The sequence below is a fragment of the Alloalcanivorax venustensis genome (genome assembly GCF_047495515.1).
Classification (GTDB): domain Bacteria; phylum Pseudomonadota; class Gammaproteobacteria; order Pseudomonadales; family Alcanivoracaceae; genus Alloalcanivorax; species Alloalcanivorax venustensis.
The window spans coordinates 2,755,582-2,779,726 of record NZ_CP179934.1; the positions used below are offsets into that span (position 1 = coordinate 2,755,582).

A 24,145-nucleotide genomic window follows, 5' to 3' on the forward strand; every position below is an offset into this window, starting at 1 on the left:
CGCTCGGGGCTGCGCCCCGTTGCCGCCGGGCGGCAACGCCCCTCACGGCGCTTTGCGCCGTTCGGTCGAACGGAGGGTTCGAATCATCAACTCCCTCTCCGCCATACACAAAAAAGCCCGGCGTTGGCCGGGCTTTTTTGTGTATGGCGGAGAGGGAGGGATTCGAACCCTCGATACGCGCAATGCGTATGGTTCCTTAGCAGGGAACTGGTTTCAGCCACTCACCCACCTCTCCGGAACTCGGATTTTTCGATCGTTGGATAACGATTTAGCCGCGCATGATACCAGCTTGCGCGAAAAATACAGCCCAAAAATCAGGCATTCTCGCCGGTGTCGCTGCTTTTTTCGTGTTGAATCCGCTGGTAGATCTCTTCGCGGTGCACCGCGACTTCCTTCGGGGCGTTAACACCGATGCGGACCTGGTTGCCTTTGACGCCAAGCACGGTGACGGTGACATCGTCGCCGACCATCAACGTCTCGCCGACGCGACGCGTAAGTATCAGCATGGAAAATCCCTCCTGGGTCCATCAGATTGTTCAGTGAGCGCGTTCCCGCACACCAGGTGTGAGAGGACCCGTCATCCTTGTGTTCCATCATGCGGACGGCCCGGCTCCCTGGTGAGCGAGGCCGGCATTATGCCGCATCAGATTAGGAAAGTCTCCCTAGAGACTAGCCACGCCCGCCCCGTGAATGCAATCACCGGGCGGGCCCCGGCATCACGCCGCCGGCTGGTCCAGCTCGAAGGCCTGATGCAACGCACGCACCGCCAATTCGAGGTATTTCTCGGCCACCACCACGGAGACTTTAATCTCGGAGGTGGAGATCATGGTGATGTTCACGCCCTCGGCGGCCAGCGTCTGGAACATCTTGCTGGCGACACCGGCGTGGGAGCGCATGCCGACACCCACCAGGGAGATTTTGGCGATCTTGTCGTCACCGATGATTTCCGGGTTGCCCAGTTCCTCGGCGGCCTGCTTGAGGGCCTCCTTGGCTTTGGCGAAATCGTTGCGGTGCACGGTGAACGTGAAGTCGGTGGCGCCGTCGGCGCCCACGTTCTGCACGATCATGTCCACTTCAATGTTGGCGTCGCTGACCGGCCCGAGAATCTTGAAGGCAATGCCCGGAGTGTCCGGCGCGCCGCGTACGGTGATCTTTGCTTCGTCACGGGTAAAAGCGATGCCAGAGATAACCGGCTTTTCCATATCCACCTCGTCGTCGACGGTAATGAGGGTGCCCGGGCCCTCTTGAAAACTGGACAGTACGCGCAGCGGCACGTTGTATTTGCCGGCGAATTCCACCGAACGAATCTGCAACACCTTGGAACCCAGGCTGGCCATTTCCAGCATTTCCTCGAAGGTGATGCTGTCCAGACGGCGGGCGGTGTCCACGACCCGCGGGTCGGTGGTGTAAACCCCGTCCACATCGGTGTAGATCTGGCACTCGTCGGCTTTCAGCGCCGCCGCCAGGGCCACCGCGGTGGTGTCCGAGCCGCCCCGGCCCAGGGTGGTGATGTTGCCGTCCTGGTCGATGCCCTGGAAGCCGGCCACCACGCACACCCGGCCGGCGTCGAGATCGGCGCGCATCTTGCGGTCGTCGATCTCTTCAATGCGGGCCTTGGAGTGGGTGTTGTCGGTGCGGATGGCGACCTGGCCGCCGGTGTAGGAACGGGCGCCCACGTTGAGCTTCTGCAGCGCCATGGACAGCAGCGCGATGGTGACCTGCTCGCCGGTGGAGACCAGCACGTCCATCTCCCGCGCCGGCGGGTTGTCGTGCACGCCGTTGGCCAATTCGATCAGGCGGTTGGTTTCACCGCTCATGGCGGAGACCACCACGACCACCTGATCACCACGTTCCCGGAAGCGCGCCACCCGTTCGGCGACGGCCTGAATGCGTTCGACGGTGCCTACCGAGGTGCCGCCGTATTTCTGGACAATTAGAGCCATAGTGACTTGGTTTCTGCCAAAAGAGGCGCGCAAGCATAGCATTTGCGCCCCTGATTTTCATGTGAGGGTGGTCAGAGCTGCTCCGCCACCCACCGATACGCACTCTCCAACGCCGCCGGCAGAGCCGCCGCGTCGCTGCCGCCGCCCTGCGCCATATCCGGCCGGCCGCCGCCTTTGCCACCGACCTGCCCGGCAACGTGTTTCATCAAATCACCGGCCTTGACCCGGTCGGTGAGGTCCTTGGTGACACCGGCCACCAGCGACACCTTGTCGCCTTCGGCGGCGGCCAGGAGGATCACGCCGGAGCCCAGTTTGTCCTTCACCTTGTCCATGGTGACGCGCAGCGTTTTGGCGTCGGCGCCATCGACGCTGGTGGCCAGCACCTTCACGCCCTGGACATCACGGGCCTCGGCCGTCAGGTCGCCACCGGCGCCGGACGCGAGTTTCTGCTTGAGTCGTTCGATCTCTTTTTCCAGTTCCCGCACCCGGCGGGTCTGGGCGCCGACCCGTTCGGCGGCCTGCTCCGGCCCGCTTCTCAGGGTCGCGGCGATTTCGCCCAGCGCCTGCTCTTGCTGGCGCACCCGCGCCAGGGCGTACTCGCCGGTGACCGCTTCGATGCGGCGCACGCCGGCGGCGGCGGAGGTTTCCAGGGTGATCTTGAACAGGCCGATGTCGCCGGTCCGCTGCACATGGGTACCGCCGCACAGCTCCTTGGAGAAGCCGTCGCTGCCCATGGTCAGCACCCGCACTTCGCTGTCGTATTTCTCTCCGAACAGGGCCATGGCGCCGGCGTCCTTGGCCGCTTCCATATCCATCAACTCGGTGGTCACCGCCGCGTTCTCGAGAATCTGACGGTTGACCAGGGTCTCGATCTCTTCGCGCTGCTCGGCACTCAGGGCTTCGCCGTGGGCGAAGTCAAAGCGCAGGTAGTCCGGCGCCACCAGCGAGCCTTTTTGCTGCACATGGTCGCCCAGCACGCGGCGCAGGGCGGCGTGCAGCAAATGGGTAGCGGAGTGGTGGCGCATGATGGCGCGGCGGCGCTCCACATCCACGTAGGCGTCCACCTTGTCGCCCACTTTCAGGGTACCGCTGCTCACGGTGCCCACGTGGATGTGCGCCTGGCCGCGCTTGCGGGTGTCTTCCACGTTGAAGCGGGCGTCGCCGGCGACGAGCACGCCCCGGTCGCCCACCTGGCCGCCGGACTCGGCGTAGAACGGCGTGCGCTTGAGCAGCACCATGCCGGTGTCCCCGGCTTCCAGGCTGTCCACGGCGGCGCCGTCGCGGTAGAGGCCTTCCACCTCGGCCTGATCCTGATGTTTCTCGTAACCGGAGAAGTCGGTGACCGCCTCAATGTTGAGCCGGTCGCTGTAATCGTTGGCGAAGGCGCCGGCGCCCCGGGCGCGCTCACGCTGCGCCTGCATTTCCTGGTCGAAGCCGTCCATGTCCACGGACAGGCCGCGCTCACGGGCGACGTCGGCGGTCAGGTCGGGCGGGAAGCCATGAGTGTCGTAGAGAGCGAACACCACCCGGCCGGGCAGCTCGTCGCCCTGCAGGTCGGCCATGGCGCCTTCCAGCACTTTCATGCCGGCGGCCAGGGTGCGGCCGAACTGCTCTTCCTCGGCCAGCAGGGCCTTCTCCACCCGCGCCTGCTCACGGCGCAGCTCGGGGTAGGCGTCGCCCATCTGCGCCACCAGCTCCGCCACCAGGGTGTGGAAGAACGGCTTGTCCTGGCCCAGCTGGTGACCGTGACGCAGGGCGCGGCGGATGATACGGCGCAGCACATAGCCGCGCCCCTCGTTGGACGGCACCACACCGTCGGTGATCAGGAAACTGGCCGAGCGGATATGGTCGGCGATCACCCGCAGGCTTTTGTTTTCCAGGTCGTCGCAGCCGGTGGCCCGGGCGGCGGCCTTGAGCAGCGCCTGGAACAGGTCGATCTCATAGTTGGAATGCACGCCCTGCTGCACCGCGGCGATACGTTCCAGGCCCATGCCGGTGTCCACGCTGGGCTTGGGCAGCGGCTTCAACTCGCCGTCGTCCTGGCGGTCGTACTGCATGAACACCAGGTTCCAGATCTCGATGTAGCGGTCCAGGTCGCCGTCCTCGGAGCCCGGCGGGCCGCCGGGCACGTCGGCGCCGTGGTCGTAGAAGATCTCGGAGCTGGGGCCGCAGGGGCCGGTGTCGCCCATCTGCCAGAAGTTGTCTTCATCCAGACGCGAGAAGCGCTCGGCGCTGACGCCCATTTCCTTGAGCCAGATGTCCGCCGCTTCGTCGTCGGACACATGCACCGTCACCCACAGCTTCTCCGGCGGCAGCCCCAGCTCACCGGTGAGGAACTCCCAGGCGAAGCGGATGGCGTCGCGCTTGAAGTAATCGCCGAAGCTGAAGTTACCCAGCATTTCGAAGAAGGTGTGGTGGCGGGCGGTGTAGCCCACGTTTTCCAGGTCGTTGTGCTTGCCGCCGGCACGCACGCAGCGCTGCGAGCTGGTGGCGCGGGTGTAATCGCGCTTGTCGCGGCCGAGGAACACATCCTTGAACTGGTTCATCCCCGCATTGGTGAACAGCAGGGTGGGATCGTTCTCCGGCACCAGCGAGGACGACGCCACCACGGCGTGGCCCTGGCGGGCGAAGTAATCGAGAAAGGCCTGGCGAATCTCAGCGCTCTTCATACGCAAGCAACTACTTTAGACAGGGAAATGGGGAGCAAAGTATAGCGTTGTCAAAGGGCGGTTGCGATGGGGAAGGCGCGCCGGCCCGGCGCGCCACTTACTTGAACGCCGCCGCCGCGCAGACCGTCACCACCATCACCAGCAGAATCCACTTCAGCACACGCTGGGACACCTTGTGGGCGAAGCCCACGCCCAGCCGCACGCCCAGCAGGGTGCCGGCGGCGACCAGCAGGCCCGGCAGCCAGGCGACCTGATCCCGCCACACGAAAATACCCAGGGCGAGAATGGTGAAGCCGGCGGTGATCGCCAGCTTCAGGCCGTTGGTGCGCACCAGGTCGTAACGCAGCTGGCCCGCCAGCACCGCGATCAGCAGGAAGCCCACACCGGCCTGGGCGAAGCCGCCGTAGGCCCCGGTCACGAACAGCCCGGCCCAGGCCGCCGGGGTGCTGGCCAGAGCGCGGGGCGCCTCGTCGGGCCCGGCCACCAGCGTGGACGGTTTCAGCACCATCACCACCGCCATCACCACCAGGGTGGTCAGCAATACCGGTTCCAGAATGGTGGTCGGCAGGAAGGACGCGGCCAGAGTGCCGAGCAAGGCGCCGGCCAGTGTCGGCACCATGATGCCCGGCAACGCCGCCACCGGCATGGAGCCGTGGCGATGGAATTGGCGGGCGCCCTCAAGACACTGGATCAAGACGCCCACGCGCATGGTGCCGTTGGCCAGGGCCGGCCCCATCCCGGTCAGCATCAGCAGCGGCAGAATCAGCAGCCCGCCGCCGCCGGCCAGAGTATTGATAAAACCGGCGATCACGCCGGAACCCAGCAAGGCCGCCACCAGCCAGGGGTCGCTCAGGTATTCCACGTCGATTCCCCGCTACCTGTCAGAAAGGGAAAGTATTATGACCTGTCCGGCGGGGGAATAAAGTGGCGAGGCGCACCGGATCAGTCGAGGTCTTCTTCCCCGGCCAGATCCAGCGCGTTGAAGCTCTGCTCCGCGTCGAAGCCCCGGGACTGCAGAAAGCGCAACTGGCGGGCTTTTTCCTTGCGGTCCGCCGGCGGCCGGCGGAAGCGCCGGGCGTGGGTCTCGCGGGCCAGGGCAAACCAGTCACACTCGGCCTGTTCCAGGGCCTCCTTGACCAGGGCCTCCGGAAGGCCTCGCTGCTGAAGCTCGGAGCGGATGCGCAACGGGCCCTGGCCGCGCTCGATCCGCGAACGCACAAAAAAACCGGCGAAGCGCCGGTCATTCAGAAAGTCGTGTTCCTGGCACCAGTCCAGCGCCGCGTCCAGCGCCTCGCTGTCGCCGAACTTGCGCGCCATCTTGACGCGCAACTCGGCACGGCCGTGGTCCCGGCGCGCCAGCATCTTCACCGCATACTGGCGTAACTCTGAAGGGTCGGCGGGGCCGTCTTCGGGGCCCCGCTGTCGCCGGCGCCGTTCAGTCATCCTTGCCGTCTTGCGCCTCGTCGCCCTCGGCCACCGCCGCTTCCTCGCTGGCGGGGGTGACCACATTCAGCAGGCGGGCACGGATTTCCTTCTCGATGGCTTGGGCCACGTCCGGGTGCTCGGCCAGATAGTCGCAGGCGTTCTGCTTGCCCTGGCCGATCTTGTCGCCCTGGTAGGCGTACCAGGCGCCGGACTTGTCCACCAGGCCCTGCTGAACACCCAGGTCCAGCACTTCGCCCAGCTGATTGATGCCCTGGCCGTAGAGAATCTGGAATTCCGCCTGTTTGAACGGTGGCGCCACCTTGTTCTTGACCACCTTCACCCGGGTTTCGTTACCGGTGACTTCGTCGCCCTGCTTCACCGCGCCGATACGACGGATGTCCAACCGCACGGAGGAGTAGAACTTGAGGGCGTTGCCGCCGGTGGTGGTTTCCGGGTTGCCGAACATCACACCGATCTTCATGCGGATCTGGTTGACGAACATCACCAGGCAGTTGGCGTTTTTCACGTTACCGGTGATCTTGCGCAGCGCCTGGCTCATCAGGCGGGCCTGCAGGCCCACGTGGGCGTCGCCCATCTCGCCTTCGATTTCCGCCTTCGGCACCAGGGCCGCCACGGAGTCCACGATCACCACGTTGACGGCGCCGGAACGCACCAGCATGTCGGTGATTTCCAGCGCCTGCTCGCCGGTGTCCGGCTGGGACACCAGCAGGTCGTCCACGTTAACGCCGAGTTTTTCCGCGTAATCCGGGTCCAGGGCGTGCTCCGCGTCCACGAACGCGCAGGTGGCGCCCTGCTTCTGCGCCTGGGCGATCACGCTCAGGGTCAGCGTGGTCTTACCGGAGGACTCCGGGCCGTAAATTTCGACGATCCGGCCTTTCGGCAGGCCACCGATGCCCAGGGCGATATCCAGCCCCAGGGAGCCGGTGGAAATGGCGGGAATGCGCTCGCGCTTCTGGTCGCCCATGCGCATCACCGAACCTTTACCGAACTGGCGCTCGATCTGAGACAGCGCCGCCGACAGTGCCTTACTCTTGTCGCTCATTTGTGAACCCCTCTCCGATTCCATCCATTGGCACAGAAACTGACCCGATGGCCAGCACTGTCTTTCTGGACAGCATTATGGGCAGTGTTTGTTCAGGGTGCAACCCCTGCGCCGTGTCTGACGATGGAGGCCATGATACACGTCCCGCCCGCGTAACAAATAAGCCAATGGAGGACAGCGGCGGACATCTCCTACAACATTGTAATGATATTCATTCTCACCTATAGTCCAGCCCTTCTGCGTTTCATCGTTCGGGGGCGGGCCATGTCCGGGGGAAGATCACAGTCACTGTCCGTAAATACGCTTTATGCCGAGTACCACGGCTGGCTGCACGGCGTGCTGCGGCGACGGTTGGGCAACGCCGACGACGCGGCGGATCTGGCCCACGACGCCTTCGTGCGCCTGCTGACATCATCCCGCCCACTTGATCACCACGGCGCGCGGGCCTACCTCAGCCGCATGGCACGGGGCCTGTGCGTGGACCTCTGGCGCCGCCGGGAGGTGGAGCGGGCCTGGCTGGAAACCCTCGCCAACCGTCCCCTAGACGCGGTGCCCTCGGCGGAGCGACAGACCGCCGCGCTGCAAGCCCTGGTGGCGGTGGACGCGATGCTCAAGCGCTTGCCGGCTCCGGTGGCCGAGGCGTTTATCCAGTCCATGGTGCACGGCAGGAGCGCCAAGGAGGTGGCCGCCGATCTGGGGGTTTCCGATCGCACCGTGCGCAATTACCTGTCCCGCGCCATGCTCGCCTGCCTGCGTTTGCAGTCCCGGCTGGGCCTGGATAATGGCGATCCGGCATGAACCCGGCACCGAGCCAACGGGTGCTCGCCGAGGCCGCCGAGTGGTTCGCGCTGCTGCGGGCCGGCGAGGCGTCCGAGGCCGACGTCCGCCGCTGGCGGCACTGGCTGGAAGCCAGCCCGGAGCACCATCGCGGCTGGCAAATGGTGGAGCGCGTGGAGCAGCAGTTCAGCATGGCGAGTGGTGACGATCCCGACCAGGCCGAGGCGACGCTGGCCCGAACCCGCCAAAGGCGCCTGGACCGACGCGGCATGATCAAAGGCATGGCGCTGCTTTTCGGTGTCGGCGGTCTCGGTTGGGCCGGCTGGGGTGCGTCCCCGCTGCCCACAGTGGTGGCCGCCTGGGGCGCCAGCCATCGCACCGGCACCGGTGAGATCCGTGAACTGGCTCTGCCGGACGGCAGCCGGCTCTGGCTGAATACCAACACCGCTATTAACACCGACTTTGACGGGGAAAGCCGGCGCATCGATCTGATCACCGGTGAAATTCTGCTCGCCACCGCCCGGGATGACCGGCCGCTTACCGTCTCCACCGCGCAAGGCCAGGTGCGCCCGCTGGGCACTCGCTTCACCGTTCGAAGCGAAGACGACACCACCCTGGTGGCGGTCTATCAGGGCGAAGTGGCGGTCACCAATGGCGGAGAGAGCACACGAATCGTGCCGACCGGGCAACAAACCCGGTTTTCGCGCGCCGCCCTCCAGCCGCTGTCGGCGGCCGACCCCGCCCGGGAAGCCTGGCACCGGGGGGTGCTGGTCGCCGACGACATTCGCCTGGCCGATCTTATCGCCGAACTCGGCCGCTACCAGCACGGTTACATCAATGTGGCGCCGGAAGTGGCCGGGCTGCGTGTGTTCGGTGGCTACTCACTGACCCGGCCGGCGCACACCCTTTCCCTGCTGGAAAAAGTACTGCCCATCCAGGTGTCCCAGCCCCTGCCATGGTGGACTGAAATCCGGCCCGCCGGAGCCCGGGCTGAAAAAAACGAAAATTAGTTTTCCGCTTTCAGCGCCGCTGTTCGATCTCCTAGTAAATAACGCCAACAGGAGACACCGTGTTCTATACCAACAACCGCCTGCGCGCGCTGGCCGTGGGCCTCGCCCTGGGGCTGGCTCCCCTGCCCTTTCCCGGCGGCCACGCCCAGGCCGCCACCGCCGAAGCCGCGCAGCAGCAATACAATATCGCCGCCGGGCCGCTCAACACCGTGCTCACCCGTTTCGCCGATGTCTCCGGCAGCCTGATCGCCGGCAACCTGCAACTGGCGGCGGACAAGCAGAGCCCGGGGGTAAGCGGCAGCTTCACTCCGGATCAGGCGCTGGCCCGGATCCTGGCCGGCACCGGTCTGGTGGCGGACCGTGACCCTGACGGCGCCTATGTGCTGCGGGACGCCGAGGCCGCGGGCACGAACGAACTATCGCCGGTTTCGGTGACCGCGCCCAACCAATACAGCGTACAGAACAGCCTGAGCTATGACCGGGGCCGCATCGAAGCCCTGCAACCGCAGGACATGAAAGATCTGTTCAAGAACGAATCCTCGGTGTCCGTGGGCGGTTCCATTCCGATTAACCAGAAGGTGTATGTGCGCGGCGTGGAAGAAACCGCCATGCTGGTGACCATGGATGGCGCGCGCCAGAACAACAAGGTGTTCCACCACAACGCCACCAATCTGATCGACCCTTCCTTACTGAAAGCCACCCGCGCCTCGGCGGGCGTGGCCGCCGCCGATGATGGCCCGGGCGCGCTGGGCGGCAGCCTGGCCTATGAAACCGTGGACGTCGGCGACCTGCTCGCTCCCGGTGATTCCCTGGGTGGCTTCCTGGACGGTCGCTACGCCAGCAACGGCGACACCGTTACCAGCGCCGGCTCCGTGTTCGGCCGCGCCAACGGCTTTGAGGCGCTGGGCTATGTGAAGCACACGGACGGCAACGACTACCAAGACGGCAACGGCGACACCGCCCCGTTCACCGCGCCGGCGCTGCTCAGCGGCCTGGCGAAGATCGCGTATCAGGGCGACGGCCCGAGCCGTTTCGAGCTGAGCCACGAAACCGTTAACGACGAGGCCGCGCGCCCCTACCGGGCCAACTTCGCCGGCCTCGACGGCGGCCGCCCGGTACCGGACTCGCGGATCTATGATCTGACCCGCGAGAACACCGTCTTCAACTACAGCCGCGACACCGGCGAGGGTTACTGGAACCCGAAAGTGACGCTCGCCCACAACGAGACCGAACTGGAAACCCGGGAAGTCCCCCTCAGCGCACCGGACACCACTATCGTGTACACCGGCATCACCGAAAGCCTCTCCGCGACGCTCAAGAACGTCTTCCATACCCGGCTGGCGAGCGTCTCCACCGGGGTCGACTATTACGACGACAGCGCCGTGTTCCGTTTCGAAGGCGACCCGGACCTTGAGGAAAACGCGCAAAACACCGGTGCGTTCCTGCAAGTACGTCAGCCCGTCGGCGATAAACTGGACCTCTCCTACGGCGTGCGCTACGACCAGCAGGACTTCACCGGCACCGACGATTCGGAACACGATGATTCCGGCGTCAGCAGCAACGTCTTCGCGGAGTTCTTCGTCAACGACCATCTCTCCTTCAACGCCGGCTACGCGGACGTCTGGGGCGGCACCGCCCTGGCCGAGAACTTCATCCTCAACGGCGCCTGGGACTATGGCGATCAGAAACCGGTGGAAGCCTATAACCACACCTTTGGCGGCAAGGCCGACTGGAACGGGTTCTTCGCCGAAACCAACCGTTTCGAGACACGCATCAGCAACGGCCGGGTGCCGTCGTTCAGCGTCGGCCCCAACGAGGTGGCCGACTTCGATATCGAAGGCTATGACGTGTCTCTGGGCTACATTGGCCAGCGCGGCGAAGTATCAGTGAAATACGCCAACATCGAATCCGAAAAGGATGGCGAACCAGCCACCTCCTTCGACGGCAACTATTTCACCGCACCGCTCGGTGAGATCATCACCATCAGCGGCGCCTTTCGCATGCCGATCCTGGCGCTGGAACTCGGCATGAGCACCGAAATCACGCTGGATAACGACGCCCTGGAGGCGGCCGGAAACGAGCAGGAGGGTTACACCGTCGTGGACCTCTACGCGGATTACCAGGCGACGCGCAATCTGTCGCTGCGGCTTTCCGTGGACAATCTCGGCGACGAGGACTACACCGACCGCGCCAGCTACGGCCAGGAGTTCGCCACCGTGGACACACTGCTGGAACCGGGCCGCTCCTTCGCGCTCAGCGCACGCTACGGCTTCTAACGGTCGAGCCGCTCGATCAATCCCTCGATGGCCGCCAGCATGCTGCGGTTACGCACCTCGTCGCGGTCGCCGGGGAACAGAAAGTGTTGCGCCTCGGCGACGTCCTCGCCGAGGCCCCAACCGATCCACACCGTGCCCACCGGCTTGTCGGCGGTGCCGCCATCCGGACCGGCCACGCCGCTCACCGAGATGCTGACGTCGCCGTTGGAGTGCGCCAGCGCACCCCGGGCCATGGCCAGCACCACCTCTTCGCTGACCGCGCCGTGGGTTTCCAGAAGGGAACGCGGCACGCCCAGCATCTCTTCCTTAGACAGATTGGAATAGGTCACGAAACCGCGCTCGAACCAGCTCGAGGCCCCCGGCTCGTCGGTGAGCAGGCGGGCGATGCCGCCGCCGGTGCAGGACTCCGCCGTGACCACGGAGAACCGCCGCTGTTGTAAAATCTTGCCTAACTCCCGGGCTCGATCCGCCAGTCCTTGCATGCGCCTTACCTCGCCAAAGCCTGTTATCAGCGCCTCCATGATGGACGACTTGGCGCGGGCTTCCCAGCGCCCGCTACGCGACCACCTTCCAAGCCGGCGGCGGCTGTGCTATCCCCGGAGGCACCGACGCTAGTGAAGGAGCACTACCGTGACCACCGCGAAGGAAGATTCAACCGCGGCGGACGCCGCACCGAAAGGCACCACGCCGGGCGCCGCCATGGACAGTGTCGTACACCTGGTGGACGAAGACCCCGGTGCCCGCGACCGCCTGGACCGGCTGATGCGCCGCGCCTACCTGCCCTGCCGGGGCTACCGGGACAGCGACGATTTGCTGCTGCGCCTTAACGATGACCGGCCCGGCTGCGTACTGGTGACCCTGCGCACCCCGGGGATGGCCGGGGTGCGCACCCAGCAGCGTCTGAGCGACACCGGCTCGACGCTGTCGGTGGTGTTCCTGGGCGACAGCCCCCGGGTCAGCGCGGCGGTCGGGGCGATGCGCGCCGGCGCCGAGGACTTCCTCGCCAACCCCACCGACGACGACACCCTGATCGAAACCGTGCAACAGGCGGTCGCCCGGGACCGGCGCCGCAAGGCCCGCCAGAGCGCCCGCCTGGCGCTGCGCCAACGCCTGGCCCGGCTCACCCCGCGTGAGCGGGAAACCCTGGAGGCGGTGGTCTCGGGGCTGTCCAACAAGGGCATCGCCGAGTCCCTTTCGATTTCGCCGAAAACCGTGGAACTGCACCGCGCCCATATGATGCACAAGATGCGTGCCGGCTCGGTGGCGGAAGTGGTGAAGCTGTACCTGTTCGCCACGGAAGCGGCCACGCCGCCGGTTACGGGTTTTCCCCTGCCCGGCCACGGGGAACGCCCTATAGGCAACCGCCAGCGCACGGACTAGCTTGGCCTTTCACCCAAGGAACCGCCGGCGCCGTGCCGGCGGCCGGCAAAGGAGGCGCTATGAAAGCTCTGACCTGGCACGGTACCCACGACGTGCGCGTGGATACCGTCCCCGACCCACGGATCCAGGACCCCGGCGACGCCATTCTCAAAGTCACCGCCACCGCCATTTGCGGGTCCGACCTGCATCTCTATAACGGCCTGATGCCCGCCATGGAGCCCGGCGACGTGCTCGGCCACGAATTCATGGGTGAAGTGGTCGAGGTCGGCAAGGAGGTACGCAACCTGAAGAAAGGCGACCGTGTGGTGGTGCCGTTCACGATCGCCTGCGGCCACTGTTTCTTCTGCGACAAACGCCTGTATTCGCTGTGCGAGACCAGCAACCCCAACGCCGACGACGCCGCCCAGGCCATGGGGCACTCCCCGGCCGCCCTGTTCGGCTACTCTCATCTTCTGGGCGGCATCCCCGGCGGCCAGGCGGAATACGTGCGCGTGCCCCACGCCGATGTGGGACCGCTGAAAGTGGCATCCGACATGAAGGACGAGCAACTGTTGTTCCTGTCGGACATCTACCCCACCGGCTACATGGCCGCCGCCAATTGCGACATCAGCGCCGGTGACACGGTGGCGGTGTGGGGCTGCGGCCCGGTGGGTCAGTTCGCCATCCGCAGCGCCTGGATGCTCGGCGCCGGCAGGGTTATCGCCATCGACCGCGTTCCCGAGCGGCTCGCCCTGGCGGAAACGCAATCCCAGGCGGAAGTGATCAACTTCGAGAAAGACGACCCCTACCGGCGCCTGATGGAGATGACCCGAGGCTACGGGCCCGACAGCTGCATCGACGCGGTGGGCGCCGAGGCCCACGGCGCCGGCGACCCGGAATACCAGCGCCGGGACAGCGACTCCGGCGAACCCAACCGCCCCACCGCCCTCAACCAGATGATTCAGAGCTGCCGCAAGGGCGGGCAATTGTCGATTCCCGGCGTCTACACCGACAGCATGGACGGCGTCGCCTTCAACGGCCTGATGAACAAGGGGCTGTCACTGAAAAGCGGCCAGACCCATATGCAGGCCTATATGCCCGCCCTGTTACAGACCATCGAGCTGGGCAACATCGACCCGTCCTTCATCATCACCCACCGCTACGGACTGAACGACGCCGCCAATGCCTACGCGGATTTCAACGCCAAGCAGGACGGCTGCATCAAGGTGGTGATGACGCCCTGAGCCCCGCAGCCGGCGTCCACAAAAAAGCCCCGCCATCCGGCGGGGCTTTTTATGCGCCTCTGATTATGCGCCTTTGAGTGTCGCCGCTGTCGTTCAGGGCAACCGGGTCTTCAACGCGTCGGCGTCTTCGCTATCGTCTTCCACTTCACCTTCCAGGATCGCCTCCGCGCTGATGGCGCGGGTGTAGTATTCCTGGTTGGCTTCATCGTCACTGAAGACATCGCTGACGCTGATGGCACCGCCGGCGAACAGGCCTTCGGTGCTGCTCCAGAACAGCACGTCGCCCTTGCCGTAGCTGCCCTGGGCCACCTTGGACCAGTCGACAAGCGTCAGGCCGGCGTCCGCGTTGAGCGCGAAGTTGTGGTCCTGCTTGAAGGACGCCACCGCCTTATCGGTCATCAGCAGCATCGCCACCTCGCCGGCGGCGACACCGCCCTGGGCACCGGCACTGACCGCGCCGAAGTTAAAGAACGCCGGACCGTTCCAGTCACCGCCGTCCTTGGCCAGCACCACGCCCTGGCCGCCGCGGCCACCGAACACAAAGGCGCCACGCCCGAAATCGGGCACCAGAAACACACCCTTGGCCTGCTCCAGCGCGGCGTCCATACCGTCCTCGCGCTTCATGTTTTGCAGCACCTTCTCGGACTCGTTGAGCACGTCCCGAGCGTTCCGGCGCTCTTCGCCGGTCTGCACGTTGGACGCCTGGTCCTCCATATGATCCATGCTCTGGGTGTTCTGCATGGTCTCCGCGTCATCCACGTCGCGACCGGTCTGATTGGCGGCGACGCCCGCCGCCAGCGAAGCCAGCGCCAGGGAAGTCGCTGTGATCGTTGCTACCTTCATGGTTCTCTCCTTCCTTGATGAGGGAACCGCCACGCTAGGGCGCCAGTCCGACCTCTGGAAATACGGGATAACCCGTGGTCGGCGGCCACAGCGTGCTAATCTTGGCCGGTTTTTCATTCCTTAACACACCCGGACACCATGACCTCAGCACCTACCCGAGCCCGGCGATGGCTGGAACGCCTCAACGGCTCCAAGCACATGCTCTGGCTGCTCGCGCTGTTCTCCTTTCTGGAGACCCTCATCGTGCCGGTGCCCATTGAGCTGGTGCTGATCCCGCTGATGGCCCTGAACCGCCAGCGCATCTGGCGCATCGCCACGGTCACCACCGCCGGCTGCCTGGCCGCCTCGCTGCTCGGCTACGGCGTCGGCATGGTGCTTTACCAGTCCGTCGGCACCTGGTTCATCGACACCATGGGCATGCAGAACGCCTATCAGGCCTACCAGGGCTTCTTCGACCGGTACGGTTTCATCGCCATCCTCACCCTGGGCATTCTGCCGATCCCGTTCCAAGTGGCGATGATCACCGCCGGCCTGTCCGGCTACCCCATCGTCCTGTTCGTGCTGGCCGCGCTGATCGCCCGGGGCATCCGCTACTACGGCCTGGCCTGGCTGGTGCTGCGGTTCGGCCCCCGGGTGGAGCGGATGTGGCGGCGCCACGCGCTGGTGACCAGCCTGGCGGCCGGGCTGATCGTCCTGGGCGTGGCGCTGGGGATACAGTGGCTGGCGGGCCAGGTGCTCTGAGCGCTCCCCTCTATCGCACTCTATCGCATTGAAATGATACCCATTCCCATTTAAGATTCGTCCTCATTATCTTTGTCCGTATCGGGGTCGGGTTATGTCCGGGGTTCCACAGCAGTCGCTGTCGGTGGCAACGCTGTACAGCGACCATCATGGGTGGCTGAAAAACTGGCTGGGGCGGCGGCTGGGCGATGCCATGGACGCCGAGGATCTCACCCAGGACACCTTTATCCGTGTCATCCGCTCCTCCCAGGACCCGGGGCTGCTCCGTGAGCCGCGCCGGTTTCTGGTGACCGTGGCACGGGGTCTCACCGTCGACCTGTTCCGGCGCCGGACGCTGGAACGGCAATACCTGGAAGCTCTGGCCAGCCTGCCGGAGACCGCCGCGCCTTCGGAAGAGGAGCGGGCTTTGGTGGTGGAAACCTTGATGGAAGTGGACGCCATGCTCGCCAACCTGGGCGCGCGGGTGCGCAAGGCCTTCATTCTTTCCCAACTTGAGGGGCTGACCTACCAGCAGATCGCCGATCAACTGGGCGTTTCCCTGCGCACCATCAAAGGTGATATGGCCAAGGCCATGGAGCATTGCTGCCTGTACCGGCTGGAGCACGGCCTGCAATGACCACACGGCAAGGCATCGGGGAAACGCTCAAGGACGCCATTCGCGACGCGGCCCGCTGGTACGCGGTGCTGAATGCTCCCGACGTCACGCCGGCGGATCAGCGTGGCTGGCAGCAATGGCTTGCCGATGCACCGGAGCACCGACTGGCCTGGCGCGAAGTGGAGCGCGTGCAGGACAGCCTGCAGCGGGTGCCGGGCCGGCTGGCGGCGCCGGCGCTGCAGCGCGCCACGCTGACCCGGCGTCAGGTGCTGACGCGGCTCGGCATGGTCGCCGTGGCCGCGCCCGTGGGCGCGCTGACCTGGCAGCTGGCGCCCTGGGAGCGGTGGCGCGCCCAATACGTCACCGGCATCGGCGAACAGCGCAAGCTGGTACTGGCCGACGGCAGCCAGCTTATGCTCAACACCGACACCCGCGTGGACACCGACTACAACCCGCGCCACCGGTTGATCCGCCTCCACGACGGCGAAATTCTGGTGCAATCCGCGCCGGACCCGCGCCGGCCGTCGCGCCCGCTTCTGGTGGACACGCCCGAGGGCCGTATCCAGGCCCTGGGCACCCGGTTCACGGTGCGCCGTGACGCCGGCCAGACCCGCGTCACCGTTCTCGCCGACACCGTGCGCGTCACCAGTGCCAATCATCCGGACGGACGGCTCGTCCAGCAGGGCGAGGAAATCCGTTTCACCGCGGGCGACCTGCCCCCCACGCGCCCGGCGCCCGCCGGCGCCGCCAGTTGGGCCGGCGGCAAGCTGATGGTGGTGGATATGCCGTTGCGGGAACTGCTCGCCGAGCTTGGCCGCTACCGCCGGGGCCTCCTCGCCTGCAGCGACGCGGTTGCCGGATTGCGGGTGTCCGGCACTTTCCCGCTGGCGGACACCGACCGGGCGCTGAGCGTGATCACCGAGGCGTTCCCCTTACGCCAACGCCGCCTGACCGATTACTGGGTCACCCTGCTGCCTGTATAGAACGTAATTTTTCGCCCTCCCTTTGCCCCTTTTTGCTCCCTGATTCGGCCCTCGGGTAACAGACGCTCATTTTCGAGGAACGACAATGTCCAGACCGCACACTATCACCAGCGCGCGCACGGCCCTGGGGCTTGCCGTGGCCCTGGCCATGGGCGCCACCGCCCTGCCCGGCGCCGCCCACGCGCAACAGAACACCGGCGGCACCGTCCAGGCCGAGCAACACTACGACATTTCAGCCGGACCGCTGAGCCAGGTGCTCAACCGGTTCGCCGACCAGGCCGGGGTGGCGCTCTCTTTCGATGCCGCCCGGCTGGGCCAGCGGCGCTCCGGGGGCCTCAAGGGACGCTTTACCGTGGAACAGGGGTTCAGCCGTCTGCTCGACGGCTCCGGCCAGATCGCCCGCGAGAAGAGTCCGGGCAACTACGTAATCGAAGCCACCAATGACAACCGGCTCGACCCGGTCCAGGTGAAAACCGGGCGGCTGGGTCTGAGCACGGAAAACACCGGCTCCTACACCACCGCCCAGGTGGGCATCGGCAGAACCGTGGAATCGGTGCGCGACATCCCGCAGACCGTCAACGTGGTCACCAGCCAGCAAATCAAAGACCGCAACATGACCACGCTGCAAGACGCCCTGGAAAACACCACCGGGGTCTCGGTGAAGAGCTACGGCACCGGCACCGCCAACTACCTGATCCGCGGGTTCGAAACCGACGCCATCAGCATCGACGGTAACCAGACCGGGGGCACCTCCAGCGGCACCCACGGCCACGGCGCGCCGGACCTGGCCGGCTTCGAGCGCGTGGAAGTGCTCAAGGGCCCGGCCGGGCTGCTGCAGGGCTCGGCGGAACCGGGCGGCTACATCAACCTGGTGCGCAAACGGGCCCTGGCGGAGCGGGCGGTGAGCCTCACCGGCTTCGCCCACTCCTGGCCGGGCTACCGGGTGCAGGTGGACGCCACCGGCGCCCTCACCGACGACGACCGGCTGCGCGCCCGCACGGTGGTGGCCTACGAAGATTCCGACGGGTACATCGACGACGTCACCCTGGAAAAAAAGGTGCTCTACACCACTCTGGAATACGACCTCACCGACGCCACCACCACCTCCATCGGCTTTTCCACCGAGGACGTGGAGTCGGTCCCCGACGTGGGCGTGCCCACCTACGCGGACGGCACCTTCGCCGACATCGACCGAGACCTTTACACCGGCGCCCCCTTCAACAACAAAAGCAGCCGGCTGAGCCGCGCCTTCGTGGAAGTGGAGCACCTGTTCGACAACGGCGTCATGCTGCTGGCCTCGGCGAACCGCACCGAGCGCGACTTTGATTATCTGTTGAACTACACCGTATCGCCGATCGACCCGGTCACCGGAGAAAGCACCCGCTGGGCGCTGGCCACCGACCAGGAACTCGAAGAGCAGGCCTACGACGTGCGCCTGGATATGCCGGTCTCGCTGCTGGGCCTCAACCACGACGTGCTGCTGGGCGTCCACCGCCGGACCTCCGAAGACGTGAGCAGCGGCTACCAGATCGACCTGAATTACCCGCCGATCAACGTGTTCGCCCCGGAAACCGCCAGCAACCCCTGGCCCAACCTGGCGCCCTTCAGCGACCCGAGCACCACCGAGCAGGAAGAAACCGGCGTTTACTTCAAGACCACCTCGTCGCTCACCTACGCCACCAAACTGATCCTCGGCGGGCGCCTGACCAACTGGGAGACCGACAACGGCCAGGACACCGAACGGGTCAGCGATGAATTCACCCCCTACGCCGGCGTCGTCCACGAGCTGAATAACGACCTCAGCCTCTACGCCAGCGCGGCGCAGTCCTTCGTCCCGCAAACCGCGGAAAAGGCCAACGGCGACATCCTTGCCCCCCGCGAAGGCACCCAGTTCGAAATCGGCGCCAAGGGCGTCTTCAACCGCGGCCTGACTAACTACAACCTGGCCCTGTTCCGCATCACCGACGACAACCGCGCCATCCAGGACCCGGGCAACCCGGCCTTCTCCGTGGCCGGCGGCAAGGTGCGCGCCCAGGGCGTGGAAGCGGAAATCGCCGGCCAGGTCTCCGAGCGCATCCAGGTGCTCACCGGCTACGCGTACACCGACACCGAACAGCTCGAATCCGACGACCCGAACGCCGAAGGCAAACCCTTCGCCCCGGACTCCCCGGAGCACAGCCTCAAACTGTGGGGCAAATACACCTTCAACCCCAGCTGGGAAGCGGGCCTGGGCGCCCAATACAGCAGCGGCACCTTCGCCGAATCCGGCGGCGTGCGCTGGGAGCAGAACGGCTACACCACCTTCTCGGCCATGGCCGCCTACAACCTCAACGCCGACACCCGCTTCGTGCTCACCGGCAGCAACCTCACCGACAAACGCTACTACAGCCGCGTGCAAGGCGGCGGCCGCCAGAACTACTTTGGCGATGCGCGGCAGTTCAAGCTGAGCTTTGAGACGCGTTTTTGAGGCATCAGTGGGTGCTGCCGCCACTGGCGTCAGATCTGCGCCCGGCGGCTCATCGCCGCCGGACGCGCAGCGTCATTGAATACGCCGACCAATACACCGATCGAAAATGGCTTCCAAGCGCCGGTAATCACAGGCCACGGCATCAATATTCCCCAGCCGCCAATCCTCTGGTTCGACCTCCCACCAACTGATCTCGTAGCCGGCATTGATGATCAAATGTTCAAACATCAACCGCTGGGCGCGACCGTTTCCTTCCCGGAAAGGGTGCAACATATTGATATCACCGTAATACTCAGCCACGGCGGCGATCAGGTCAGCCCGTTCGTAGTGCTCAAGCCAACGATCCTGGGCGAGCCTCGCAAAAATTTTCTCGGCTTCCGCTTCAATACGGGTAACAGTACAAAAGCGGGTGTCGTCTTTGGAGATGTCCACGGTGCGGATTTCGCCAGCCCAGTCATAGATGTCCTGGAACAGGTAGCGGTGCAGGCTTTGGAGATAATCAAGAGAATATGGAGGCGGATTAAAATCGATTTCGTCGGCGGCTATCGCGGTCAGTTCGCGTTCAGCCTCCGCTAGCTCATCGTCCGCCATTAGTCCAAGGCGGTTGATCAGCGTCGAGGTTCCCGGATAACAGTGTGGATCCTGGGCAACCCCGTACTTATCAGTACTCAGGCCTTCACCTTCGCACGATATTTATTGATTACGGCCTGTCGAGAAGTTGATGGCGCCACGGGGGCGGCCTTACTAACCTGAAAGCCCTCCAGCCGCATACTCGCCCGGTAGTTGGAGCTTCGGACCCTTGCGTGGTAGCTCTTTTTGGCTTTTAGCGTCAATGTCTTATCAGCCATAACTCACCCGTCTGTCGCCCCGTCATTATATCATAAATCAATCGCCTCTAGCGCATCAGTACCCCATATCGTGCTCTTGGGCCTGATCCGCCAGCGCCTGCAGGGCGGCTTCGCTTTCGGCGGTTCGGGCTGCCCGGTACTCCATCACGTCCTGAAAGCGGATGCGACGATGTGTTCCGACCCGGCTGAAGGGGATGGCACCCTCCTCCAGCAGTTTGACCAGGTGAGGCCGGGATACATTGAGCAGGTTGGCGGCTTCCTGGGTGGTTACCTCCGCGTGGACGGGCATGATGGTTACCGAGTTGCCCTGGGCCATTTCGGTGAGAATATTGCGCAACAGCTCCAGGGCATGCCGAGGCAGCACCAAATCCGTGTCATCCATACGAACCCTGGCGCGATCCTGCTCCGGATGATCTTTGAGCAACTTCGCCAGAGCGGCGGAGCTCTCACGAGCCAGATCCGTAGCCTGAGGGTCGGGGAGCTTGCTGTGGTCCGACGCGGTGTTCATGAGTACCTCTTGATAACAAGTAGGTTGACGGCACCGTCAATTTAATCGAAATAAACGAAAAGCCGCCTTACTTTCGGCGCATCTGCGACATCGCGCCCCACCAATAGAGCCCGCCCCAAGGGTTTGCTATTCTGCCCCGCTTACGTCCCGTTACCCGCCGGGGCGCCACCACTCTTCAGAAAACAGGCGATACCGCGCTTATGGCAATGGACGACCTTTCCGGGCACACGCCCATGATGCGCCAATACCTCGGCCTGAAGGCCGACCATCCGGATCAGTTGCTGTTCTACCGGATGGGGGATTTCTACGAGCTGTTTTTCGGCGACGCGCAGAAGGCGGCGCGGCTGCTGGATATCACCTTGACGCAGCGCGGCCAGAGCAACGGCAAGCCGATTCCCATGGCGGGGATTCCATACCACGCCGCCGAGGGCTATCTGGCGCGGCTGGTGAAGCTGGGCGAGTCGGTGGTGATCTGCGAGCAGATCGGCGATCCGGCGCTGGCCAAGGGGCCGGTGGAGCGCAAGGTGGTGCGCATCGTGACGCCGGGGACGGTGAGCGACGAGGCGTTGCTGGAGGAGCGCCGCGACACGCTGCTGTGCGCGCTCTATGAGGACGGGCCGCGCATCGGCGCGGCCAGCCTGGACGTGGCCGCCGGGCGCTTCGTGGTGACGCAGGTGGACGGTCACGAGCAACTGCAGGCGCTGCTGGAGCGCTGGCAGCCGGCGGAGCTGTTGATCAGCGAGGACCACGGCCTGCCGGGCCCGCTGAGCCAGCGGCCCGGTTGCCGGCAGCGGCCGCCCTGGGATTTCGATGCGGAGGGCGCGCGCCGGCAGCTTTGCCAGCAGTTTCAGGTGCAGGATCTGTCCGGCTTCGGGCAGCCGGCGCCGGCGTCCGTGGCGGCGGCCGGGGCGCTGTTGCAGTACGCCCGGGAGACCCAGCGCAGCGACCTGCCCCATGTCACCGGGCTGACCCTGGAAGCGTTCGACGATGGCGTCGCCATGGACGCCGCCACGCGCCGCAATCTGGAGCTCACCGAAACCCTCACCGGCCAGGAGGAGCCGTCCCTGGCCTGGGTGCTGGACAGCACCGAGACGGCGATGGGGTCGCGGTTGCTCAAGCGTTGGGTGCACCGGCCGCTGCGCGACCGCTCGGTGCTCGGTGAGCGCCAGGACCGCATCGCCGCGCTGCGCGACGGCTGGCGCTTCGAGTCGGCCCGCCAGGTGCTGGACCGGATCGGCGATATGGAGCGGATTCTCGGCCGGGTGGCGCTGCGCTCCGCCCGGCCCCGCGACCTGACGCGGCTGCACATCAGCCTGTCGGCGCTGCCGGAGTTGCACGCCGCCCTGCCCGACGACGCGGTGTTCCAGGGGCTGCACGACCGGCTCAGTGACTTCCCGGACAAAGTGGCGCTGCTGGAACGGGCGGTGATCGAGAACCCGCCCATGCTGATCCGCGACGGCGGCGTGATCGCGCCGGGCTACAGCGAAGAGCTGGACGAGCTGCGTTCGATCAGCGAGAACGCCGGCGCGGTGCTGGTGGACATTGAAACCCGCGAGCGTGAGCGCACCGGCTTTTCCACGCTGCGGGTCAAGTACAACCGGGTGCACGGCTACTATATTGAGCTGTCCCGCCGCGAGGCGGACCAGGCGCCGGTGGATTACCAGCGCCGCCAGACCCTGAAGAACGCCGAGCGCTTTATCACACCGGAGCTGAAGGAGTTCGAGGACAAGGCGCTGTCCGCGTCCAGCAAGGCGCTGAACCTGGAGAAGCGGCTTTACGAAGCGCTGATCGAGGAGCTGGCCGCCGATCTCGGCCCACTGCAGGCCAGCGCCGCGGCGGTGGCCGAGCTGGACGTGCTGGCGTGTCTGGCGGAGCGGGCGGAAACCCTGAACTGGGTGCGCCCCAATCTGGTGGACGAGCCGGGCATCGAGATCGTCGACGGCCGCCACCCGGTGGTGGAACAGGTGATGGACGACGCCTTCGTGCCCAACAGCCTGCAGCTGGACGACCAGCGCCGCATGGTGATCATCACCGGCCCGAACATGGGCGGTAAGTCCACCTACATGCGCCAGACCGCGCTGATCGCCCTGCTCGCCCACATCGGCAGCGCGGTGCCCGCCGCCAGCGCCCGCATCGGCAAGATCGATCGCATCTTTACCCGCATCGGCTCGTCCGACGATTTGGCCGGCGGCCGTTCCACCTTTATGGTGGAGATGTCGGAAACGGCCAACATCCTCAATAACGCCACGCCGGAAAGCCTGGTGTTGATGGATGAGATCGGCCGTGGCACCAGCACCTTCGACGGCCTCAGCCTGGCGTGGGCGGCGGCGGAGCATCTGGCCCGCAATCTGCGCGCCTACACGTTGTTCGCCACCCATTACTTCGAGCTGACGCAGCTGCCGGAGCATCTGCCCGGCGTCTACAACGCCCATCTCACCGCCAGCGAGCACAACAACCGCATCGTCTTCCTGCACCGGGTACAGGAAGGGCCGGCGAGCCGCAGCTACGGCCTGCAGGTGGCGCAGCTGGCCGGGGTGCCCGCCGGCGTGATCCGTCAGGCGGCGGACAAGCTGGCGGAACTGGAAAGCGGTGAGCGGCCGGTGCCGGCGGCCCACTCCGAAGCACCCGCCCAGGCGGACATGTTCGGTGCCATCAGCGAGGTGGATAAAGCGCTGCGGGATCTGGACCCGGATGATCTGACGCCGCGCCAGGCCCTGGAGGCGCTCTACCGCCTGAAGCAGTTAAGCGACCACTGATAAACCGCGGCATTGACCACTTCGGTCAATCGCGGTGCCCGCGGCGCTTGCCAGCCCGGCACAGTCGGGTAGACTAGCGCGGCCCCGAGGGAGGGTCACGCGCCGAGCGGCTGGCGCCCCTGGCGATATACCCCAAGCGGGCCGGTGATCTGATAGAATTCAGTGCTGGCCCTGGAAAGAGAATACACCTGGCGAGGACAGGCTATGACGTTCGTAGTAGGTGAAAACTGCATCAACTGCAAACACACGGACTGCGTGGAAGTATGTCCGGTGGACTGTTTCTATGAAGGCCCCAACTTCCTGGTGATTCACCCGGACGAATGCATCGACTGCGCCCTGTGCGAGCCCGAATGCCCGGTGAACGCCATCTTCTCGGAAGACGAGTTGCCCGACGACCAGCAGGATTTCCTGGAAATCAACGCGGAGCTGGCGGAGAAGTGGCCCAACATCACCGAGATGAAGGACTCCCCGGACGATGCGGAAGAGTGGGACGGTGTCCCCAACAAGAAGGAAAAGCTCGCCCGCGAGTGGTAACCGGCGGGTAGCCTGAAATAAGAAAGGGCGGCATCCTGCCGCCCTTTTTGCGTCGAGTGTTCCTTACCCGATTGCGCTCACCTAGAACCTCCGTGTCCACCGTC

At 65.3% G+C, this 24,145-nt stretch carries 22 protein-coding genes and 1 tRNA gene; 11 read left to right on the forward strand and 12 right to left on the reverse strand.

Features of this window, described 5'->3' with window-relative positions:
• Window positions 1-144: 144 nt before the first annotated feature.
• The 7 genes from ACMG4O_RS12920 to recA all read right to left on the reverse strand — a co-directional run bounded on the left by ACMG4O_RS12920 (window position 145) and on the right by recA (window position 7,100).
• Window positions 145-235: transfer RNA gene (locus ACMG4O_RS12920), tRNA-Ser, on the reverse strand.
• Between the two features lie 79 nt (window positions 236-314).
• Entirely contained in the window at window positions 315-506 is a 192-nt protein-coding gene (gene csrA / locus ACMG4O_RS12925; protein WP_142949643.1) for a carbon storage regulator CsrA, read from the reverse strand.
• Window positions 507-716: 210 nt separating this feature from the next.
• Window positions 717-1,943 carry an aspartate kinase gene (locus tag ACMG4O_RS12930; protein ID WP_142949642.1) on the reverse strand — a complete coding sequence of 409 codons (1,227 nt, stop codon included), beginning with the start codon at window positions 1,941-1,943 and terminating at the stop codon, window positions 717-719.
• Between the two features lie 71 nt (window positions 1,944-2,014).
• Window positions 2,015-4,612: an alanine--tRNA ligase gene (gene alaS, locus ACMG4O_RS12935; protein WP_142949641.1), complete on the reverse strand. Its 2,598-nt coding sequence runs from the start codon at window positions 4,610-4,612 to the stop codon at window positions 2,015-2,017.
• Window positions 4,613-4,709: 97 nt separating this feature from the next.
• Complete coding sequence (locus tag ACMG4O_RS12940; RefSeq protein ID WP_335629347.1) at window positions 4,710-5,474, reverse strand: sulfite exporter TauE/SafE family protein; 765 nt, start codon at window positions 5,472-5,474, stop codon at window positions 4,710-4,712.
• 80 nt (window positions 5,475-5,554) lie between these two features.
• A complete protein-coding gene (locus ACMG4O_RS12945; protein ID WP_370203819.1) occupies window positions 5,555-6,055 on the reverse strand; it encodes a regulatory protein RecX in 501 nt (166 codons plus the stop codon).
• Window positions 6,048-7,100, reverse strand: coding sequence for a recombinase RecA (gene recA / locus ACMG4O_RS12950; protein WP_142949638.1), 1,053 nt, complete (start codon window positions 7,098-7,100; stop codon window positions 6,048-6,050). The genes ACMG4O_RS12945 and recA overlap by 8 nt, the downstream gene beginning before the upstream one ends.
• A gap of 264 nt (window positions 7,101-7,364) precedes the next feature.
• Between recA and ACMG4O_RS12955 the strand changes: the two genes are divergently transcribed.
• The 3 genes from ACMG4O_RS12955 to ACMG4O_RS12965 are packed head-to-tail and all read left to right on the forward strand — an operon-like array spanning window position 7,365 to window position 11,163.
• Window positions 7,365-7,898, forward strand: coding sequence for a sigma-70 family RNA polymerase sigma factor (locus ACMG4O_RS12955; protein ID WP_414433904.1), 534 nt, complete (start codon window positions 7,365-7,367; stop codon window positions 7,896-7,898).
• Window positions 7,895-8,887 carry a FecR domain-containing protein gene (locus tag ACMG4O_RS12960; protein ID WP_414433905.1) on the forward strand — a complete coding sequence of 331 codons (993 nt, stop codon included), beginning with the start codon at window positions 7,895-7,897 and terminating at the stop codon, window positions 8,885-8,887. The genes ACMG4O_RS12955 and ACMG4O_RS12960 overlap by 4 nt, the downstream gene beginning before the upstream one ends.
• Before the next feature lie 59 nt (window positions 8,888-8,946).
• The gene (locus ACMG4O_RS12965; RefSeq protein ID WP_414433906.1) at window positions 8,947-11,163 is read left to right on the forward strand and encodes a TonB-dependent receptor; all 2,217 of its coding nucleotides are present in this window, start codon (window positions 8,947-8,949) and stop codon (window positions 11,161-11,163) included.
• Here the strand turns inward: ACMG4O_RS12965 and ACMG4O_RS12970 are convergent.
• Window positions 11,160-11,645, reverse strand: a complete 486-nt coding sequence (locus ACMG4O_RS12970; protein WP_414433907.1) for a CinA family protein — start codon at window positions 11,643-11,645, stop codon at window positions 11,160-11,162. The two genes, ACMG4O_RS12965 and ACMG4O_RS12970, sit on opposite strands and share 4 nt — an antisense overlap.
• A 148-nt stretch (window positions 11,646-11,793) precedes the next feature.
• Between ACMG4O_RS12970 and ACMG4O_RS12975 the strand changes: the two genes are divergently transcribed.
• Both ACMG4O_RS12975 and ACMG4O_RS12980 read left to right on the forward strand, forming a co-directional pair.
• Entirely contained in the window at window positions 11,794-12,543 is a 750-nt protein-coding gene (locus tag ACMG4O_RS12975) for a response regulator transcription factor (protein ID WP_414433908.1), read from the forward strand.
• Between the two features lie 59 nt (window positions 12,544-12,602).
• Window positions 12,603-13,766 (forward strand): zinc-dependent alcohol dehydrogenase, encoded by a 1,164-nt coding sequence (locus ACMG4O_RS12980; RefSeq protein WP_414433909.1) that lies wholly within the window; start codon window positions 12,603-12,605, stop codon window positions 13,764-13,766.
• Between the two features lie 93 nt (window positions 13,767-13,859).
• On the opposite strand, the gene ACMG4O_RS12985 is transcribed toward ACMG4O_RS12980, so the two are convergent.
• Window positions 13,860-14,609, reverse strand: coding sequence for a lipid-binding SYLF domain-containing protein (locus ACMG4O_RS12985; RefSeq protein ID WP_414433910.1), 750 nt, complete (start codon window positions 14,607-14,609; stop codon window positions 13,860-13,862).
• A gap of 138 nt (window positions 14,610-14,747) precedes the next feature.
• Here ACMG4O_RS12985 and ACMG4O_RS12990 point away from each other — a divergent pair, with 138 nt between their 5' ends.
• The 4 genes from ACMG4O_RS12990 to ACMG4O_RS13005 all read left to right on the forward strand — a co-directional run bounded on the left by ACMG4O_RS12990 (window position 14,748) and on the right by ACMG4O_RS13005 (window position 19,395).
• Entirely contained in the window at window positions 14,748-15,350 is a 603-nt protein-coding gene (locus ACMG4O_RS12990) for a YqaA family protein (protein WP_414433911.1), read from the forward strand.
• A gap of 94 nt (window positions 15,351-15,444) precedes the next feature.
• Window positions 15,445-15,966, forward strand: coding sequence for a sigma-70 family RNA polymerase sigma factor (locus ACMG4O_RS12995; RefSeq protein ID WP_339619840.1), 522 nt, complete (start codon window positions 15,445-15,447; stop codon window positions 15,964-15,966).
• Window positions 15,963-16,928, forward strand: a complete 966-nt coding sequence (locus ACMG4O_RS13000; RefSeq protein ID WP_335629338.1) for a FecR domain-containing protein — start codon at window positions 15,963-15,965, stop codon at window positions 16,926-16,928. Before ACMG4O_RS12995 ends, ACMG4O_RS13000 begins: the two co-directional genes overlap by 4 nt.
• Window positions 16,929-17,013: 85 nt before the next feature.
• Window positions 17,014-19,395, forward strand: a complete 2,382-nt coding sequence (locus ACMG4O_RS13005; RefSeq protein ID WP_414433912.1) for a TonB-dependent siderophore receptor — start codon at window positions 17,014-17,016, stop codon at window positions 19,393-19,395.
• A gap of 72 nt (window positions 19,396-19,467) precedes the next feature.
• Here the strand turns inward: ACMG4O_RS13005 and ACMG4O_RS13010 are convergent, their stop codons facing one another.
• From ACMG4O_RS13010 to ACMG4O_RS13020, 3 genes are read right to left on the reverse strand one after another with little or no spacing between them, the layout of a single operon-like run.
• Window positions 19,468-20,088, reverse strand: coding sequence for a putative adenosine monophosphate-protein transferase Fic (locus tag ACMG4O_RS13010; RefSeq protein WP_370184589.1), 621 nt, complete (start codon window positions 20,086-20,088; stop codon window positions 19,468-19,470).
• Window positions 20,064-20,243, reverse strand: a complete 180-nt coding sequence (locus ACMG4O_RS13015; RefSeq protein ID WP_370184586.1) for a YhfG family protein — start codon at window positions 20,241-20,243, stop codon at window positions 20,064-20,066. The genes ACMG4O_RS13010 and ACMG4O_RS13015 overlap by 25 nt, the downstream gene beginning before the upstream one ends.
• A gap of 55 nt (window positions 20,244-20,298) precedes the next feature.
• Window positions 20,299-20,751: a helix-turn-helix domain-containing protein gene (locus ACMG4O_RS13020; RefSeq protein WP_142949624.1), complete on the reverse strand. Its 453-nt coding sequence runs from the start codon at window positions 20,749-20,751 to the stop codon at window positions 20,299-20,301.
• A gap of 200 nt (window positions 20,752-20,951) precedes the next feature.
• On the opposite strand from ACMG4O_RS13020, the gene mutS reads away from it, so the two are divergent.
• Both mutS and fdxA read left to right on the forward strand, forming a co-directional pair.
• Window positions 20,952-23,507, forward strand: coding sequence for a DNA mismatch repair protein MutS (mutS, locus tag ACMG4O_RS13025; RefSeq protein ID WP_414433913.1), 2,556 nt, complete (start codon window positions 20,952-20,954; stop codon window positions 23,505-23,507).
• Between the two features lie 204 nt (window positions 23,508-23,711).
• Window positions 23,712-24,041 carry a ferredoxin FdxA gene (gene fdxA / locus ACMG4O_RS13030; RefSeq protein ID WP_067612130.1) on the forward strand — a complete coding sequence of 110 codons (330 nt, stop codon included), beginning with the start codon at window positions 23,712-23,714 and terminating at the stop codon, window positions 24,039-24,041.
• Window positions 24,042-24,145: the final 104 nt, after the last annotated feature.